Raw genomic sequence first — 17067 nt, 5'->3', positions numbered from 1 at the left:
CTTTCAAGGTGGGTAAAATTTTTGGACAATAATTCCTATTTTCTCTGTGTTCTCTGCGCCTAATAAGGTTAAATAAATTATTTTTAGACCGCAGAGGCGCAGAGGCGCAGAGAGGAAAGCAGAGATTTTATGAGTCACCTTGAAAGGGCTAGAGTTAGGAGTTAGAAGTCAGTAATTATTCTAGTTATTATCTCTATACATTCATTGGAAAGCAACTCAATGGTTTTTCTATTACCTGGTGTCAAATTTGATCTGGATCTGATCCAAAAGTACGACACTCGCGCCCCCAGATACACCAGTTATCCACCCGCTACAGAGTTAAGCGAAACATTCACTGAAACTGATTTTAAGGCTGCGATCGCAGCCTCGAATCAACGCAAAACTCCTCTTTCTTTATATTTCCACATCCCCTTTTGCCAAAGTGCTTGCTACTTCTGTGGCTGTAACACGGTAATTTCCAACAATAAGAATATTGCTAAACCTTACCTGGAGTCTTTGGTTCAAGACATCAAAAACACCGCAGCTTTAATCGATTCAGACAGAAAAGTGCTACAAATCCACTGGGGAGGTGGTACTCCTAATTACTTGGATCGTTACCAAGTAGAATTTTTATGGAAAAACATCAATCGCTATTTCAACATCGATCCACAAGCAGAAATATCAATTGAGATTAATCCCCGCTATATTGATAAAAACTACATTTTCTTTCTGAAACAGATTGGGTTTAACCGCATTAGTTTTGGCATTCAGGATTTTAATCGCCAAGTTCAAGTAGCTATTAATCGTGTTCAGCCAGAAGAAATGCTATTTGATGTCATGAGTTGGATCAAAGAAGCTAAGTTTGAAAGTGTGAATGTAGACTTAATTTATGGTTTACCCTATCAAACCTGTGAGACATTTCGGGAGACAGTGAAAAAGACTATTGAGTTAGATGCTGACCGAATTGTTGTCTTTAACTTTGCCTACGTACCGTGGCTCAAACCTACACAAAAAAATATTCCTCAAGAGGCGCTACCCCCAGCAGCAGAAAAGTTAGAGATTCTGAAAATGACCATTGAAGAATTGACCAATAACCAGTATCTATTTATTGGGATGGATCATTTTGCTAAAACTAATGACGAACTAGCGATCGCTCAACGGAATAGCACTCTCAAACGCAATTTCCAGGGCTACACTACCTACGCCCAGACAGAACTTTTTGGTTTTGGTGCTACATCTATCAGTATGCTAGAAGATGCTTATGCTCAAAACCACAAGGAATTAAAAGATTATTATCAGACACTTGCAGCAGGCGCTTTACCTGTTAGTAAAGGTATCAAGCTTACTCAAAATGACATCATCAGACGGGATGTAATCATGGGCATTATGTCTCACTTTCAGCTTCATAAACAAGATATTGAAAACAAATATCAGATCAATTTTGATGAATATTTCTGTGAGGAACTAGAGGTGTTGCAGCCACTAGAGGCTGATGGTTTGGTTAGTTTATCAAAAAATCACATCCAGATTACAGATATCGGTAGATTACTAGTCAGAAATATTGCCGTTATATTTGATACCCACACAAGAAGGCGAGAGACAAAATTCTCACGCACAATTTGATACCACTTTTGCAAATGTTGGCAAGAGGTCTATTATCCCTTCAATCTACTTAGAAAAGAGGCAAGAGGGATGGTTGCTTCCCCTTGCTTCTTCCTTGAAAATAACGGTTGAGAAAATCTAATATGTTGCAATTATTAAAATAATTATTGTCAGCAAACTGTGCTGTAAAATATAATAAACTCCCAGCAAAATCTGACTTTTAAAAGAAAAGATTGGTACTGAATACAAAACTATTACCTAATTTTGATGATAAAAATTATCATTTAAGGAGATCGTTGATATTTTAAAAGTTTTGCAAAAATCCTGGTTGATTATTTATCTCTAATTAAAGATAATCAATGATGAATACTAAGGAAACCGTTATAAATTTTCCTGAGCCAGATTTTGATACATCTCCAAAAAATTAGATAAAATTTTTACATCTTACTTAAGATAGATATAAAAAATATAGTTGATTAATTTTTTAGTGTCTATTTGTACAGAAAATAAGTTTAGACTGATGTACTCAATAATTATTGATTTATCTGACAAAAGTTTCGTTTAATATTTTATGCTACAAAATAAAAAAATGCCAATTTTCATCCAAATCTGAATGTAAACTTTTTTATCTAACTTTTGGATTTAGGATTTATCCCATGTGGTAGAAAGAATTGTGAATCAGAGTTGATAACTTAGAGACAGGTGAGATTGTTGAGGCAGTTATGAGTATTATTGCTTGGATAGTTTTAGGTCTTTTGGCAGGTGCGATCGCTAAAGCTATTCATCCTGGGTATCAAGGCGGCGGAATTCTCTCCACAATGATTTTGGGTATCATTGGTGCTTTCGTCGGTGGAACTTTGTTTACCTTGCTACGAACAGGAACTCTGCAAATCACTGCGGCTGGTGCTGGTTTAACTCTTGGTGGTATTTTAGTAGCTGTGCTCGGTGCAATTGTTGCTATTTATCTATGGGGATTAATCAGAAGAAGCAGCAATGCCTAATTGCTGATTGGTATTTATCAACACTGAACATCACTACTGTATTTTATCAGTCTTCTAGTTCACCAGTTTTAGAAGCTATCAAACATCAAATTAGCTCTGTCTGGAAAAATACTAGGAGACAATAAAATAGCCGATCCTTTCTGTAACACATAATTTTGGGAAGTGTAAATCTATGTTTTTTCACAAGAAAGAGCCTATTCATGCAGTTAACATTAGTGAACCAAACCCTCGTTTTGCTCAGTTGCTTTTAGAGCAGTTTGGCGGAGCTACTGGAGAACTTAGTGCAGCACTTCAATATTGGGTTCAATCATTCCATGTTGAAAATGCTGGAATTAAAGATATGCTCCAAGACATTGCGCTCGAGGAGTTCGGTCATTTAGAAATGGTTGGTAAACTCATCGAAGGTCATACCAAAAATGTAGACCAAACAGAGGCTTATAAGAGTACTCTCTTTGCGGTACGAGGAGTTGGTCCTCATTTTCTAGATAGTCAAGGTAATACTTGGACTGCAAGTTATTTGAATGAGGGTGGAGATGTAGTGCGTGATTTAAGAGCTAATCTTGCAGCTGAAGCTGGCGCTCGTCAGACTTACGAATCATTGATTAAGTTGGCAACTGACAAAGGAACCCAAGAGACTTTAGTGCATCTGTTAACACGAGAAATTTCTCATACTCAGATGTTTATGAAAGCTCTAGATTCGCTAGGTAAGTTGACAGATCCATTCTTTGGTAATGTTAAGCCAGATGAAACTGTTGCTCTTTACTACAACCTATCTACAGACGGAAACGGTAAAGATGAGCGTGGTCCTTGGAATTCTGAACCAACATTCAAATACGTTGCTAATCCGGTAGAAAGTCACTCTTAATTCCATCGATTGCAGTTAGATTATAGGTTGATTTGAGGCAGAAATGTTTTTGACATATTCTTGAAAACTTATAATCATCAGGTGGGCGAATAGCCCACTTTCTTTTGCAATTATTGGGTTGTTTGCCCACACCAAAGATTTTTGAGGGAGAATTTAGCTCTATCCAACCTCTTGCAATCCTAAATCATTCCTGAACAGCAAGATTCTTGACCTCTATAACAAGTTGGGAATCTTAACCGAGCAGTATTTGCTGATATTCATTTAGATGCAACAGACTCTAGGGGCGCACAGCTGTGCGCCCCTAAAAATGGACTTGCGAATTTAAACGCGAGAATAATTCTATTTTTCCATTATCCTTGCATTAATTGAATTACCCCTGACTTGATTGCTATGCTTCAATTCTTTAATCTAAAATCGTTCGACTGAGGGACTTGTACCAACTTGTACTGAGCGGCGTCTCGTAGAGAAGTCGAGGTAAACCGAGGTCTAAAATCCAAAATTGCTTGACTTCGATTGCTCTCTTCTGCTCTTGAGAAGCTTTGAATTTTAAATTCTATGCCCCCTAAGATTGAGTGCAGTAACTTTTACAACATTTTTGCACTTGTTTCATCGCTTACGGATGCAATTTGTGGAGGAATATCAAAAGCTTGTGCTTGCAGAATCCTACAGTAAAGTTAGTCAACCCTTAAAGGTGGCTTTTTTAGGATTACGCCAAGCTGTTGAGAGGGTTGAAGTGGAAATAAACTCAGATGTTGAGACTGAATTGGATACTCCACTTTGAAAGGTAGCTAAAAATCTGGAGAATAACAAGCGATCGCTTACTTATTGTAATAGTCTACTCATTTATTCACAAATTGCTAGGTGTATGCGTTCTTATAATTAACATTGGATTTGGAAATTTTAGTATTAACCATGCTGTCGAAGAGTGATTTCTACCTTTAATCACTCATTGCCCCAATGCCTTGCTTTTCTGCTGCATCACAAAGGATAATTCCATATTATTTTAGTTTTTGAATGCTATAGACAAGTTGCTCAGATTTTGGGAATACTTTGTGCTATTGCGTTCACGGCATCCATGCCATAACCCATAAAGAAATCTACCACACCCCCCATCAACAATTGAGTACCACTAGCAACCTGGAGACCACCCATTTTGAGAGTTACATCTAAACCGTAGTCTTTGTAAATACCAGCAGCGTAGGCGTAGCCCATCGTAGACATCGCTTGGTAAAATCCGCCGTGTTCTATTTGTGCTATCCAGTTTGTACCAAATGTAACTTTATCCAACCGAGAATTGCTATTTGATGGTTGGTTGCTGTTAGTGCAAGCAGCAATGACGCTACTAGCAATCCAGATAGAACCGTATTGAATAAAATTACGACGACTAAGGCGATGAATTGCTGTTGATGAGGGTGATGACGGATTCATAAAACAGTATAATGCTCTCTCCTACCTGCCGTTGTAGCTGAATCTAAATGTACATTCTAGAATCAACTTTTGATTGACTAGCGAATAAGGCTGAATTTCTAGAGCGCGTTGAAAAGCTCCGATCGCTTGACCATACTCTCCTAGTGCCGCATAACACAAGCCCATACCATGAAGCGCCCCAAAATGTATTGGATTTATCTGCACAACCATCTGACAATCTGCCAAAGATTTTTGATAATCACCAATACTGTAATAGAGGAAAGCCCGGCGATTCCAGGCTTCGGCAAAATCTGGCTGGTCTTTAATTAGTGCCGTCAGCGCTGTTTCGGCTTCAGCTATTTCACCTGCATCCAGTAATTTTTGACTTCGATCAATTATTTCCAGCCCATAGATTCCCTTTTGCTGAAACCAGATCCGCCAGATTTTTCTGGTTGCTTTTTCGCGGACTGTGGCATCCGGGTTTTTCAACTCTTCAAGTAAGGAATTAATAAATAAAGAATCCATGAATTTGAGATCAGTGAATATACCTTTGTATTCACTTTCTCACAAAATATATCTATTAAATCATTTTTAAAGTCATCTTTAAATTTGCGGTGATTAATTGCTAATTATGAATTTACTGTGTTATTTATTGTATTCAGTAATATGACTAATACCACACTCGACATCTAGAGTCATAAATGGTTGGTCATGAGGATGCCAAGCTTTAAAAATCAAAACTGACTATTAGGTGGTTGACAGATCCCTAGTTACTAATAACTTATCTGGAATTATTGTGGTTTTCAATCAATTACCTGATGTTCATAATCTCGAATCTATTCACCAGAGAAATGTAAAGAATTTAGCTGACTGATGTGGCGACTGATTACCACTTCTAATTGATTAAAATCATAGGGTTTAGTAATGCAATCATCAAATCCTCTGAGCATCGTGAATTCATCATCTTGTACCATTTTTAGAGGTGTTACTACAATGATTGGGATAGTAGCAGTTTTTGAGTCGTGTTTGAGGTAATCAATGACTCGGTTTGCACTCAAATTAGATAGCATTACATCTAGCAGGATTAAATCTGGTTGATGAGTTTGTGCTAATATCACAGCCCTCACCCCTTGTTTGGTACAAATGCATGAAAAATTTAATATTCCTAAATGAGAATTAAGTAGCTCTAAATCATGTAGATTCTGTTCTACAATCAAAATTAAAGGCTGTTCCATCAACAGTTAATCCCGTTCAAGAAAAACTAGGCATAAAGACTCCACCCATCAGGAAAACTTAGAGGTCTTTTTTTTTGGTAAGTACTTAAGTAAATGTAAGAGGCTGTTTTCAGACGACTAAGTAGGGCATGAAATGAATAGGCTCGTGTATAATCCATTAGATTGTCCATCTGCACTGAATTTTAGGGACGAACACAGTAAGGCAGTCATAATATCAAGCAAATAGTAGCATAGGTGATGCATATATCTGCAAGAATTGACTAAATGATGCCTGCGGTGGTCACTGAGCTTTGCCGTTCGCGCAGCGTCTCGTAGAGAAGTGCGGGCTACGCCTACGCGTAATCTTGATACACATTATTCATTATTGCCCCATAAGTTCAGTACAAGAGTTAACTTAATCCCTTTGGTTTTTTCAAATTTTCAGCATAATTTCTAATTGACAAAAGTAAGATTATCTTAACCTCTCATATCATGTCCGCTTGATTACTTATTAAACCCGAAGAACCCCAAAGAGCCAAAGCTACGCTTCGTCTCCCCTCCTGAAGAGCGGGGAGGGGATTAAGGGGAGCCAGTGCGGTCTTCTTCCAAAGGGAGAGGCTAGCGCCTGCCGTAGGATACCCGTTCGCGGAGCGTCTCGTAGAGAAGGGCTGTAGGGGTCTCCCCAAGTGGAGCATCTGGCGTGTGCGGTGCAATGGCTGTGGGAATCATAACTAATTACCCGGACTTGATATCACTCATGCTCTACCAGAGGCTGCGCCAACGACAAGCTCAGGGCATCGTCAGCTCAGTTACCCCCGCAGGCATCGCATAAAGTAGGATCACCAGAAATTGATCGGGTATATTTTAACCTTCAAATAACTGACGTGCAAATGCGATCGCCTCTGTTGGCGTTGAAACTTTCCCCTCAGCTTCTGCTATGCCAATTTCTGTCAACAGGTGGCCGATAATTGGCGAAGCTGGAATATCTAATGCTATAATCAACTCCTTCCCGCTCACTAGTGGAGTGGGATGAGCGACCAGATCATCAGGGTTCAAGTAGCGGTTGATCAAAGGTGCCAAGACTTGGCAGCGTCTCGCTTTGATTTGGTCTGTTGTAGCGACTGCCGTGTGTAGTGGCTTGTCACTAGACATCGCCTCTACCAAATTATCAAGTGCTACAGCTAGCACTGCCGTAGCGGGAAACACAATGTCTGCGTCATGGAACAATAAGTATTGTTCTCGCAAGGACATATCGACTACTTGAAACTGCGGTAACAGTTTCAGGACAGTGGTTACACCCCGGACTTCGGCACGACTATAAGTTAGTTCGTGTAGCTCTATTTCTGCTAATTCTGGATCTGAGTTGACAAGACAAGCAAGTTTGGCAATACCTAACCAAGTGGTTTTAATACTATTGCGGACATATTCTTGCAGTTGTGCCCCTAATTGTTGCCAATTTTGGGTGAGTAAGGCCGCTGCATTGTCAACTGCTGCTAGCTTGATCAAGCTTTCATGAGTGGCGTTTTTGAAGAAAGGGGCAAGTAAACCATCTTCCCAAGCACTTGTAATCCAAGGAGTACCCGGAGAATTGCTGAGTAGATAGCCAATTTCTACCCTAACTCGTTCGGCTGCAACTTTGCTGATATGTGATGCCAAAGAACGAATTGCGGCTTGGGTAGCTGGCTCAATAGTAAAACCTAGTTGGGCAGCTTGTCGATAACCTCGCATTAACCGCAAAGGGTCATCTTCTAGGTTAGCGGGTGATACCATTCGCAAAATGCCCTGTTGTAAGTCTAGATAACCTTGCAGAGGATCGATAATTTCTTGTGTATGGGGATTATAGGCGATCGCATTTACTGTAAAATCCCGTCTGTGCAAATCAACTTCTAAACTATTTCCTTCCTGTTGGGCAAAATCAGCTGTGGCGTGAGGAAAAACCACACGGGCAATTTGTCGTTTTGCATCGAGTAACACAAAACCTGCTTTATAATGATGAGCGATCGCTCTCGCTACCTTTACCGCCTTAGATGGGATAACAAAATCTAGATCCAGATATTCGCGAGTTCTGCCAAGGATCGCATCTCGGACAGCGCCACCTACCATGTAAGCGGGTTGTGGCAACAATTCCAAGCTAAAAGGCCAATTTTTGGGAGCTAAGGTAGAAAGAACTGATTTATGCATTGTAATAAAAATCAACCCAGCAACTCATGAATAAGAGTTGCGCTTAAGTTAGATTAACAATAAAGGCGCCTGGAGTTGGTTCTATTATGTGTATTTGCGTTAACTGCCACTATGTAGACAGCTGTTTTACCTATCATGCCGTAGAAGGGCAGCACCAACAGCCTCACTTGACCGAAACACCAAATTTTGATCCGAATGAACCTTCTATCAATGTCAACATTCGGACTAAAGAGGATGTAATTGAAATGGAATGGGATGTTGTTGGTTGTCTGAGCTTTAAGCGGGAAACGGGTAAGTGGTCGAAGTTGCGTCCTGGTGAATTAGTGCCGACTTGATAGAAAATGATTGGTATATCTTAAAGGTGACTACTGCACCAAACAGCAGTAGCCCTAAATATTTTTGTAAGTAACTATAAAGGTAACTTTAGCCGCATTTTTCACTTGTGAAAAATGCGGCTAAAAAAGTTTGTACTCTCGTTTGCCTTCTTCTGCCTCGTCCACAGCCCCACCTAAGACTGGGGGCTACTCTGACTTTTCACAGTATGTGGATTCATGGCAAGACCCGTGTTTCTTGTTTTGCTGCTATTTTATCCTCTGCCTGATCATAATTCCTCTGCGATTATTATGGGATATTTGATTTGACCCCCGAGCAATTCGCCAACAGGATCATGAAATTCGCTTGACAATCTATTAGCTTTGAGTCACAGCCTCTTTCGCCAAAAACTTCTCTAGTTCTGTCAGCGCATCAGCATCAACCTTAGTTTGCATTGGGCAGAACTTAGGCCCACACATCGAACAGAACTCAGCAGTTTTATAGATATCTGCTGGCAGAGTTTCATCGTGATATTCCTTAGCTCTTTCTGGATCGAGTGATAATTCAAACTGACGGTTCCAATCGAAGTTGTAACGCGCCTTAGAAAGTTCATCGTCTCTATCCCTTGCACCAGGGCGATGTCTAGCAATATCAGCCGCATGAGCTGCTATTTTATAGGCAATCAACCCATTCCTAACATCTTCGGCATTTGGTAGACCCAAATGTTCTTTAGGTGTTACATAACACAGCATTGCAGTACCGTACCATCCAGCCATCGCTGCTCCAATGGCTGAAGTGATGTGGTCATAACCAGGAGCAATGTCTGTCACCAATGGCCCCAAAACATAGAAAGGTGCTTCAGAACACTCTTCCATCTGCTTACGGACGTTGAACTCAATTTGATCCATTGGCACATGTCCAGGCCCTTCCACCATCACCTGGACATTATCTTCCCAGGCTTTGCGAGTTAGCTGTCCAAGGGTTTTCAATTCAGCTAATTGTGCTTCATCTGAAGCATCATGAGTGCAACCGGGACGCAGAGAATCTCCTAAACTGAAGGAGACATCGTATTTTTTGAAAATTTCGATGATGTCTTGGAAGTGGGTATAAAGCGGGTTTTGTTTGTGGTGATGTAGCATCCACCGCGCCAAAATACCGCCACCGCGAGAGACAATACCAGTGATGCGATTTCTCACCAAAGGCAAATGTTCAATCAAAATCCCAGCGTGGATAGTTTGATAGTCTACCCCCTGCTGGGCATGTTTTTCAATGATATGAAGAAAGTCATCAGCAGTCAGGTTCTCGATTGTGCCGTGGACACTTTCTAAAGCTTGGTATACCGGTACCGTACCAATAGGAACAGGCGAAGCCTTGATGATGGCGGTGCGAATTTCATCCAAGTTACCGCCGCCTGTGGACAAATCCATCACGGTATCAGCGCCATACTTCACCGACAAGTTCAGCTTATCGACTTCTTCTTGAAGATTAGAAGAGTTAGGAGAAGCGCCGATATTAGCATTTACCTTACATTTGGAGGCGATGCCAATAGCCATCGGTTCTAAATTAGTGTGATTAATATTAGCCGGGATAATCATTCGCCCCCGCGCCACTTCCTCACGAATGAGATCAGCGGGGAGATTTTCCCGTTTGGCGACGTAGTGCATTTCTTCGGTGATAATACCTTGGCGGGCGTAGTGCATTTGAGATACATTATCCTGCCCACGTCGTTTAGCAACCCATTCTGTCCGCATATTGATAAATTCCTCTATAAACAGCTTCCCTCCGCTGGTATTACCCAGACTCAGGTGTTAAGGGTGTGATCTCAGCCTGGTTATGTAGGCACCCCTAGCATGGATGTAGTGTACCACCTTGGTTGTGGTTGCGAGCAAGAGGGTTAACAATTCCTTGAGGTGTGGGGGGTGGTGAAGAGCGATATCGTCTCAATATCTTTGAATTGACTTGTAATAAAACAAATTTTATAAGGCTCCATAAGTTAAATAAAAACTAGAAAACTCAGTAGTTTTTAAATATGTAAATAACTTTTGTCTTATTTCTTGATCAAGGTCTCTATCTTTACCTGTACATCTACTTATAACGCTTATTGCTACGGCTTTAAATGATTTTTTTAATGCTTCTTCAAAATCTGATTCTCTGCTTTCAATAATATTATTAATTTGATCAACAAATGCTTTAACACTTTGCTCCTTAAATTGCTTTTCGTCATGAATATTTAGCAAACAACACATAGAAAGCACGATTAGATAAGGTTTATATCCTTTTTCATCCACATAAAATCTATTAAAGATTTGTCCAATTTTACCTTTAGAGTCTTGAAGATTAGCTTCGGAAGGGTACTCCTCTTTAAGTTTATCAAAAACTTTATTAGCTGCCGTTAAAATATTACCAATTATACTTACTAAAGATTTTTTATCATCCAATGAAGGATAAGCATTAGCAAGCTCATCAAACTTGATAGAAGCATAATCTGATATAAAAATGTTGCGAGGTATATAACTAAATAAACCAATAAATAAATATCTCAAATCTGAGTAAAAAACACGATTGTAGCATATTGCAGATGCAATTGATGGAACAGATGTTGAAGTTTCATGTTCATTAATTTTTACTCCAATTTCAGCAAGACTCATTTTTACTAATTGAGGTCTAAGATACTCAGATAATTCCAAGTTAATTTTTTCAATTTTATTTTGTGTATTAGCTGTTTTAGCTACTTTCGATGAATTTTCTAAATCAGCAATAACAATTTTAACAGGAACAAAACAATCTCCTGAAGGTTGAGCTTCAACAATGCACATTGTTGTCTGGCAACCATTTATAATTCCAGCATTTTCTAAAATTAAATTGCCATCTTTGTATTCTAGATAACTAGCTTTGAATGTAATTCCATTATTTCTTTCTAGCATTTTCTCTGGTTCGTTGCTAGCTGTTTTAAAAATTTCATTATTAATATCTAAAGCTGAATTACGGGCATCCAAACCTAAAAAATCTCTAACATTTTCAAAGAAAATTCCTTGGCCACATTCACTATAAATTTTTATTAAATCTTCTGCACTTATAATTCTCATGTATACATTATTATAATTTACAAATTTTTCATAAACCTTAAATAGAACTCTTTGGGGAATTGCATATTCTTTTCTATATGCTTCTAAAAAAAGTTTATATAATAATTGACCATCAATTATTTCAATTCGATTAGAATCAGCTAAGTTTTGATAAAAGTTAACCGATGGTCTACCTGAGCTTTTATATAATTCTAGTATATTTTTAGTAATTGAAAGGGTTGCTATACAATAAATAACGCTTGCTTTAGATTCAGAATTACCTATTTGATTAGCTTCTGACAAATCAAAAATACTTAATTGTTTTGTATCTTTGTTAGTTGGAAAATGAGATTGCTCATAGCTCGAAAATTTTCCTATTATGTTATCTAAATCATCTTTGCCGCGAATATGCAATTTGCATTGACAATAAACTTTTTGTTTGTTTGTTTCTGGGTCAAACCAAAAAACGTCAACTCCTTCATCATGGGTTTGTTTAGTGTTAAGCTCAGGCTTGAATCCTAAAAATTTTTCCTGCGTACTTAAAATATCTTTTGTAAATTCGGCAAACTCAGCTCCTTTTGCAGGATTTGAAAGCTTCGTATATAAGCCTTCAATATGTTGCATAAATTCAACATATGATTCTAAGAACAATGGTAAATTGACAGAATAGTTAGTCATACCTATTTTATCCAAATTATTTAATACTCTAACAAAGATATGGTTAGATATCCTAAAAACAGTGATCGCATCCCTCACACCCTTCAACTAAAAGCTTTTAACTACCAGGTATTATGCGATCGCCTTGACTTTGTACGTTGGCTCATCCACTGCTGAGTTGCGCGAATGGTACCTGACTAAAAGAAACCTCTAAGAGGTTTTACTACGCAAAACCGTCCCTCTCCGACTCGGAGAGGGACAGACTTGAACGAAAGTTCAAGGCAGGGAGAGGTTTATCAAACTTACGTTATTGTTAGCTGAGTACAGATTTTTCAGTAACTAGGCACGGCTACTTTCGCATGTTTGTTAACGTAGTCTACAAATAATTGCTTCAGCCGGGGACTAACGCCAGCGTGTTCAAAGAATCCAAAACCCAGATTCTTAGCTCTTGCTAAGGTTTCCTCTGGTGTTAATCCTTCCTGGATAGCGATACTTAAGAGCGCAATTCCAGTCGATCGCATCCCGGCTGCACAATGCACAACTGCTGGTTTAGGGATTTGTTCTAGGATCGTGAGGATTTTAGTAATTACCTCTTCATTCATATTTTTTAAATCCACCTTGAGTGGAACATTCGTATAATGCAGCCCCAATGCTTCTGCTACTTTTTGCTCATCCTGAGAAAATCCTAGTTCATCAGGCGATCGCAGATTTAGAACGGATTTAAAACCTTCTTGGATAGCTTGCTCAAGCTGTTTTGGAATGACTTGTCCTGTAGTTGTCAGGTTTTCGTTAATTTGTATGGCGTTGATCACATTCACTCCTTTTGACTTTCTAATGTCTTCCAGCTTAGTAAATACTCTGATAAGCAAGCTTTGAGAATATATTCAAGTAAACACAGCAAAATTAGCTAAATATCAAACGATATTGCCTGATTACTTCAAAATTTGTCTTTTGAAGTTGGTTATTTTATTGCTTTACCCATAATACACACTTTACCGATAGACTTACCGTACTTTAAAATTTATTATACGTTTTGTCGATAGGTTTATAGGTGTTTATATTTCATTGAGCAAGTTGGGTAAGCAATTGGATCAAGATTTTGGGCAAATAGTATAAATAAATACTAAAATTTACGCAGAAGAGATCCCCCAACCCCCTTAAAAAGGGGGCTTTTCAGATCCCCCCCTTAAAAAGGGGGGTTAGGGGGGATCGAGGTGTCAGGTTTTTAGTGCGTAAGTCCTAAATACATTAGAATTTTGCTTAAGCTATTTTAAGCATCGGCATCTTGAGTATTTTGAATGAGGACATAAATAGTGACTGTAAATGAACTTGTTTCTTCTCTATCCATTGGGATAGTATTGTTCCCAAATGTGACACAGTTAGATTTCACGGGGCCTTACGAAGTTTTTGCCAGATTGCCAAACGTGCAATTATATCTGCTGGCAGAAACACTTGAACCAATTCGGAGCGATACCTTCGGTAAGCTTCGCTAACGCGGCCTTACGTTTCTACCGGACACAACCTTTGCTCAAGCCCCAGCCTTAAATGTGTTATTTGTGCCAGGAGGCCCAGGTATCAATGCTAAAATGGAAGATCAAAAGTTTCTCGATTTTCTCAAAACCCAAGGCAAACAAGCCCGCTACGTTACGGCTGTCTGCACTGGTTCTCTGCTGCTGGCGGCGGCCGGTTTACTTCAGGGGTATCGCGCCACTACTCATTGGCTATCGTTGGATTTGCTTGAGATGTTGGGAGTTGAGACAGTTGCCCAAAGAGTTGTCATTGATCGCAATCGAATTACAGGCGGCGGTGTGACAGCTGGCATTGATTTTGGGCTGACTCTAGCTGCTGAGTTATTTGGGGAAGCGAGCGCTCAAGCAATTCAATTAAGGATTGAATACAATCCTCAACCAGCCTTTAACAGTGGTTCTCCCCAAACTGCCCCTGCGGCTGTACTTGCTCGCGTTACAGCTGCGAGTCAAAATGTTCAGGAAATCAGACGGCAGATTGTCCAGCGAGTTGTGACTCAATTACAAACTGCTAATACCAGTAAAGCAGTTGAGAATTTGTCTAGTTGATGTCTTGCGATGTCTACGACGGGCCACGCCTACGCAACTAAAATTTCTTATAACATACCAAAAATTCAAATAGGTATGTAATCTGAATGCTAGCCCTAAACCTATGAGCGCTAAGGAAATATCCCTTCGACCTGCCCAAGAAACAGATGTGTGGGTGCTAAGTGCAATTCATATTGCTGCTATCAAAGCTTTACCTGCAACTTTTTACACAAAAAAAGAACTTTTAGCTTGGCGTAATAACCGCGATAAACCTGATGGTTCAAATATCTTGAAGAGGATGAAAGTGGAAACTTTCTGGGTTGCGATCGAGGCAGATGTTGTTATCGGTTTTGCTAGTTTTATTGTTGATGAACTCATCGGGTTGTATGTTCATCCTAAATATCAAGGTAAAGGGATTGGACGTGCTTTAGTTCAATATTTTTGCGATGAAGCAACTAAGCAAGGTATAGATAAGGTAATTACAACTGCTAGTCTTTATGCTGAAGGGTTTTATTTACGACTGGGATTTACTGCTATCGAAAGAGCACCTCATTATTTAAGAAGTGGAGTGGTTGTCCCAGTTACTAAAATGAGTAAAACATTAGCTACTGTACCAAAATCAATTTGATGACCTTTAACCTTTCCCCAGACCAAATCCAGTAATTTTAGGAAAAGCAGACTGCTATATTAAAAAAAACTGAAATTGCTACTATTTAAATTTAAATCTGTAACGCCTTCCACAAATCCAATCAATTCGTTAACATTGTCTTTGAGAAATATAGCCGTGCCAGTCTTATAGCCTATAGTAAAAGTATTATTCAGGAGATAATCATTGGACGTACCCTTGAGCTGGATAGTATCTACGCTCTCGAAATCCTTAATTAGGGCATAGTCACCCAGACCTTGAGTATTAGGATTACCATTATCGTAGTAAACATTATTGATACCTCCCAACACAAATCTATCGCTACCACTACCACCATTTAAGATATCTATCTCACTGCGTCCAGGATTCACAGAAAGGGGATTGACCCCAATGAGAATGTCGGAATTATTGCCGCCATTGAGAATGTCATTGCCAGCTAGACCTATGAGTATATCATTGCCATTTTTCCCGTTGAGTTGATCATTACCAGGGCTGCCAATAAGGAAATCTGTGCCATCTCTGCCGTTAATAGTTTTTTCTACTAAATTAATGGGATATTTTAAAGTGTATGTTACCTTCCCCTGATTCACTCCGACTCCGCTGCCGACATTCCCATATGTCAATTCGGGTTGACTTTGTAAGAAAATTGATGAACCAAATTCAATGCCTACTGGGTTTTCCGTAATCAAAGCTAAACTATCTGAACCCCATTCTGGGGAAACATTACCTACCCAGAAAGCTTCTTTTGGCTTAACATTACTAAAGTTAGTAGTTACATCATCTAAACCATATGTGACACCATTAAAATTCAATTTAAAATCTGTTAAGAAGAACTCCTCAGAACCATATCCAAATCCTACAGGTTCAGATTCATCATCGTAACTGAAAAAACCTGTAAATGTTTCTCCCATTAATGGGCCTTCCAAGTTATTGACGGTAAAATCATAGGGGATAGTTGTCATTGTACTTCCTTATATATTTGAATTTTGAATTGAATAATCAGTAGTGAAATGGAGAATTTACTTTTTATGTTGCAAAGAAAATTTCCCAGTAAGCTGCACATTGACTTCAAAGCGGTCAGATAGCTGGCGTCGGCTTAATGCAGAAGAGATGGCTTTTTGGGCTAAGAGTATTTGCTCGATTTGCTTGTGATGAGACAAGCTATTGTTGTGGGTACGATAATAATAAAGTGGATGTTTAATTTGCTTTACTTGCGTGACCTCAGAAAGCCGCAAACAAAGGTCATAATCTTCTACAGATTCAAATGACTGATCAATACCGCCCACTTGGTCATAAACAGTGCGACGGATTAATCGAAAATGAAAGATCATAAAGTCAACCAATAATCGGTCTTTAGAGTATGGAATTTGGCAACGTTTTCCTTCTCCTTTAATCCTGCCTTCTTCATCGATCACAGTGTAGTCGGTGTACACAAGACCTACTTCTGGATATGTGTCGAGGACAGCAGCAGTTTCATCAAGAGCTGTTGGTGCTATGAAGTCATCACTATCCACCTGCCCAATGTAAGCTCCAGTAGTCGCAGCAAATGCCGCTTTTAAGGCGCACCCCTGTCCTAAATGTTCCCCTAATAATACTCGGACTCGTTGATCTTTGGCGGCATAACTATGAGCAATTTCTACAGAGCAGTCTGTAGAACCATCATCCCAAATTAATAGCTCAAAGTTTCTCCTCGTTTGTCTTAAAACACTTTCAATTGCTTTACTAAGGTAACGTTCCCTGTTATAGACAGTCATAACAATGGAAATTGGTAGTGTCATCAGCTAGACCATAAAGTTGTTAGCTATAAAAGTTTTAGTCGGAGTGGGTACGCAAGAAAAAACAATGAAATTAGATTTTAACACTTACACCTTACTGAAGTATTTGATTTTAATCACTCCAAACCTCATAGTAATTATCTCTCAAAAAATAAAAAGTTCCTAAGCTTGAGTTGTGGTCATTTGAGAAGTTATAAATTTATATTGCAAAATTTAACTTAGAACACAAAAAGCCGAGTGACTAGTTCAACAGGGAGTGTTTTACAGAAGTCATAGATGAGAAATCCCATTGGTAACAAAGACTAAAAT

16 protein-coding genes, 1 pseudogene and 1 riboswitch are annotated in these 17067 nt (G+C 39.1%); of the genes and pseudogenes, 8 read left to right on the top strand and 9 right to left on the bottom strand.

The window, feature by feature from the left end; genetic code table 11:
* The first annotated feature begins 219 nt into the window (after positions 1 to 219).
* From hemN to V7K48_RS21715, 4 genes are all read left to right on the top strand, one after another.
* Positions 220 to 1602: an oxygen-independent coproporphyrinogen III oxidase gene (gene hemN, locus V7K48_RS21730; protein ID WP_335075269.1), complete on the top strand. Its 1383-nt coding sequence runs from the start codon at positions 220 to 222 to the stop codon at positions 1600 to 1602.
* A 701-nt stretch (positions 1603 to 2303) separates the two neighbouring features.
* On the top strand, positions 2304 to 2582 hold the full coding sequence (locus V7K48_RS21725) for a GlsB/YeaQ/YmgE family stress response membrane protein (RefSeq protein ID WP_335075268.1): 279 nt from the start codon (positions 2304 to 2306) through the stop codon (positions 2580 to 2582).
* A 172-nt stretch (positions 2583 to 2754) separates the two neighbouring features.
* Positions 2755 to 3447, top strand: coding sequence for a manganese catalase family protein (locus V7K48_RS21720; RefSeq protein WP_335075267.1), 693 nt, complete (start codon positions 2755 to 2757; stop codon positions 3445 to 3447).
* A gap of 568 nt (positions 3448 to 4015) precedes the next feature.
* Positions 4016 to 4228 (top strand): hypothetical protein, encoded by a 213-nt coding sequence (locus V7K48_RS21715; RefSeq protein ID WP_335075266.1) that lies wholly within the window; start codon positions 4016 to 4018, stop codon positions 4226 to 4228.
* A gap of 251 nt (positions 4229 to 4479) precedes the next feature.
* On the opposite strand, the gene V7K48_RS21710 is transcribed toward V7K48_RS21715, so the two are convergent.
* From V7K48_RS21710 to V7K48_RS21695, 4 genes are all read right to left on the bottom strand, one after another.
* The gene (locus V7K48_RS21710; RefSeq protein WP_335075265.1) at positions 4480 to 4875 is read right to left on the bottom strand and encodes a hypothetical protein; all 396 of its coding nucleotides are present in this window, start codon (positions 4873 to 4875) and stop codon (positions 4480 to 4482) included.
* 21 nt (positions 4876 to 4896) lie between these two features.
* The gene (locus tag V7K48_RS21705) at positions 4897 to 5379 is read right to left on the bottom strand and encodes a tetratricopeptide repeat protein (RefSeq protein ID WP_335075264.1); all 483 of its coding nucleotides are present in this window, start codon (positions 5377 to 5379) and stop codon (positions 4897 to 4899) included.
* Between the two features lie 311 nt (positions 5380 to 5690).
* Positions 5691 to 6089, bottom strand: a complete 399-nt coding sequence (locus V7K48_RS21700) for a response regulator (protein WP_335075263.1) — start codon at positions 6087 to 6089, stop codon at positions 5691 to 5693.
* Between the two features lie 843 nt (positions 6090 to 6932).
* On the bottom strand, positions 6933 to 8249 hold the full coding sequence (locus tag V7K48_RS21695) for a CCA tRNA nucleotidyltransferase (RefSeq protein WP_335075262.1): 1317 nt from the start codon (positions 8247 to 8249) through the stop codon (positions 6933 to 6935).
* Positions 8250 to 8335: 86 nt separating this feature from the next.
* Here V7K48_RS21695 and V7K48_RS21690 point away from each other — a divergent pair, with 86 nt between their 5' ends.
* Entirely contained in the window at positions 8336 to 8584 is a 249-nt protein-coding gene (locus V7K48_RS21690; protein WP_292790237.1) for a Ycf34 family protein, read from the top strand.
* Positions 8585 to 8938: 354 nt separating this feature from the next.
* On the opposite strand, the gene thiC is transcribed toward V7K48_RS21690, so the two are convergent.
* From thiC to V7K48_RS21675, 3 genes are all read right to left on the bottom strand, one after another.
* On the bottom strand, positions 8939 to 10312 hold the full coding sequence (gene thiC, locus V7K48_RS21685; protein ID WP_335075261.1) for a phosphomethylpyrimidine synthase: 1374 nt from the start codon (positions 10310 to 10312) through the stop codon (positions 8939 to 8941).
* 9 nt (positions 10313 to 10321) lie between these two features.
* Positions 10322 to 10418: riboswitch (TPP riboswitch) on the bottom strand.
* 119 nt (positions 10419 to 10537) lie between these two features.
* Positions 10538 to 12304 carry an AIPR family protein gene (locus V7K48_RS21680; protein ID WP_335075260.1) on the bottom strand — a complete coding sequence of 589 codons (1767 nt, stop codon included), beginning with the start codon at positions 12302 to 12304 and terminating at the stop codon, positions 10538 to 10540.
* Positions 12305 to 12615: 311 nt separating this feature from the next.
* The gene (locus V7K48_RS21675; RefSeq protein WP_335075259.1) at positions 12616 to 13095 is read right to left on the bottom strand and encodes a protein tyrosine phosphatase family protein; all 480 of its coding nucleotides are present in this window, start codon (positions 13093 to 13095) and stop codon (positions 12616 to 12618) included.
* 501 nt (positions 13096 to 13596) lie between these two features.
* Between V7K48_RS21675 and V7K48_RS21670 the strand changes: the two genes are divergently transcribed.
* The 3 genes and pseudogenes from V7K48_RS21670 (at position 13597) to V7K48_RS21660 (ending at position 14965) form a co-directional block, all read left to right on the top strand.
* On the top strand, positions 13597 to 13776 hold the full coding sequence (locus V7K48_RS21670) for a hypothetical protein (RefSeq protein WP_335075258.1): 180 nt from the start codon (positions 13597 to 13599) through the stop codon (positions 13774 to 13776).
* 12 nt (positions 13777 to 13788) lie between these two features.
* Positions 13789 to 14358 (top strand): annotated as a pseudogene (locus tag V7K48_RS21665) (DJ-1/PfpI family protein); the annotation flags it as partial.
* 103 nt (positions 14359 to 14461) lie between these two features.
* Entirely contained in the window at positions 14462 to 14965 is a 504-nt protein-coding gene (locus V7K48_RS21660) for a GNAT family N-acetyltransferase (RefSeq protein WP_335075257.1), read from the top strand.
* A 59-nt stretch (positions 14966 to 15024) separates the two neighbouring features.
* Here V7K48_RS21660 and V7K48_RS21655 read toward each other — a convergent pair whose 3' ends face one another.
* Together V7K48_RS21655 and V7K48_RS21650 are read right to left on the bottom strand one after the other, a co-directional pair.
* The gene (locus V7K48_RS21655) at positions 15025 to 15945 is read right to left on the bottom strand and encodes a calcium-binding protein (protein WP_335075256.1); all 921 of its coding nucleotides are present in this window, start codon (positions 15943 to 15945) and stop codon (positions 15025 to 15027) included.
* Between the two features lie 57 nt (positions 15946 to 16002).
* Positions 16003 to 16761, bottom strand: a complete 759-nt coding sequence (locus V7K48_RS21650) for a glycosyltransferase (protein ID WP_335075255.1) — start codon at positions 16759 to 16761, stop codon at positions 16003 to 16005.
* Positions 16762 to 17067: the final 306 nt, after the last annotated feature.

Source organism: Nostoc sp., assembly GCF_036919615.1.
In the GTDB taxonomy this organism is placed as follows: domain Bacteria; phylum Cyanobacteriota; class Cyanobacteriia; order Cyanobacteriales; family Nostocaceae; genus Nostoc.
This window is presented reverse-complemented; position numbering and strand designations above follow the sequence as displayed.

Coding starts and splice junctions, on each gene's coding strand:
- V7K48_RS21680 (WP_335075260.1), bottom strand. CDS start 12,304: ATGACTAACTATTCTGTCAATTTACCATTGTTCTTAGAATCATATGTT.
- V7K48_RS21705 (WP_335075264.1), bottom strand. CDS start 5,379: ATGGATTCTTTATTTATTAATTCCTTACTTGAAGAGTTGAAAAACCCG.
- V7K48_RS21720 (WP_335075267.1), top strand. CDS start 2,755: ATGTTTTTTCACAAGAAAGAGCCTATTCATGCAGTTAACATTAGTGAA.
- V7K48_RS21690 (WP_292790237.1), top strand. CDS start 8,336: ATGTGTATTTGCGTTAACTGCCACTATGTAGACAGCTGTTTTACCTAT.
- V7K48_RS21695 (WP_335075262.1), bottom strand. CDS start 8,249: ATGCATAAATCAGTTCTTTCTACCTTAGCTCCCAAAAATTGGCCTTTT.
- V7K48_RS21650 (WP_335075255.1), bottom strand. CDS start 16,761: ATGACACTACCAATTTCCATTGTTATGACTGTCTATAACAGGGAACGT.
- V7K48_RS21655 (WP_335075256.1), bottom strand. CDS start 15,945: ATGACAACTATCCCCTATGATTTTACCGTCAATAACTTGGAAGGCCCA.
- V7K48_RS21700 (WP_335075263.1), bottom strand. CDS start 6,089: ATGGAACAGCCTTTAATTTTGATTGTAGAACAGAATCTACATGATTTA.
- V7K48_RS21710 (WP_335075265.1), bottom strand. CDS start 4,875: ATGAATCCGTCATCACCCTCATCAACAGCAATTCATCGCCTTAGTCGT.
- thiC (WP_335075261.1), bottom strand. CDS start 10,312: ATGCGGACAGAATGGGTTGCTAAACGACGTGGGCAGGATAATGTATCT.
- hemN (WP_335075269.1), top strand. CDS start 220: ATGGTTTTTCTATTACCTGGTGTCAAATTTGATCTGGATCTGATCCAA.
- V7K48_RS21660 (WP_335075257.1), top strand. CDS start 14,462: ATGAGCGCTAAGGAAATATCCCTTCGACCTGCCCAAGAAACAGATGTG.
- V7K48_RS21725 (WP_335075268.1), top strand. CDS start 2,304: ATGAGTATTATTGCTTGGATAGTTTTAGGTCTTTTGGCAGGTGCGATC.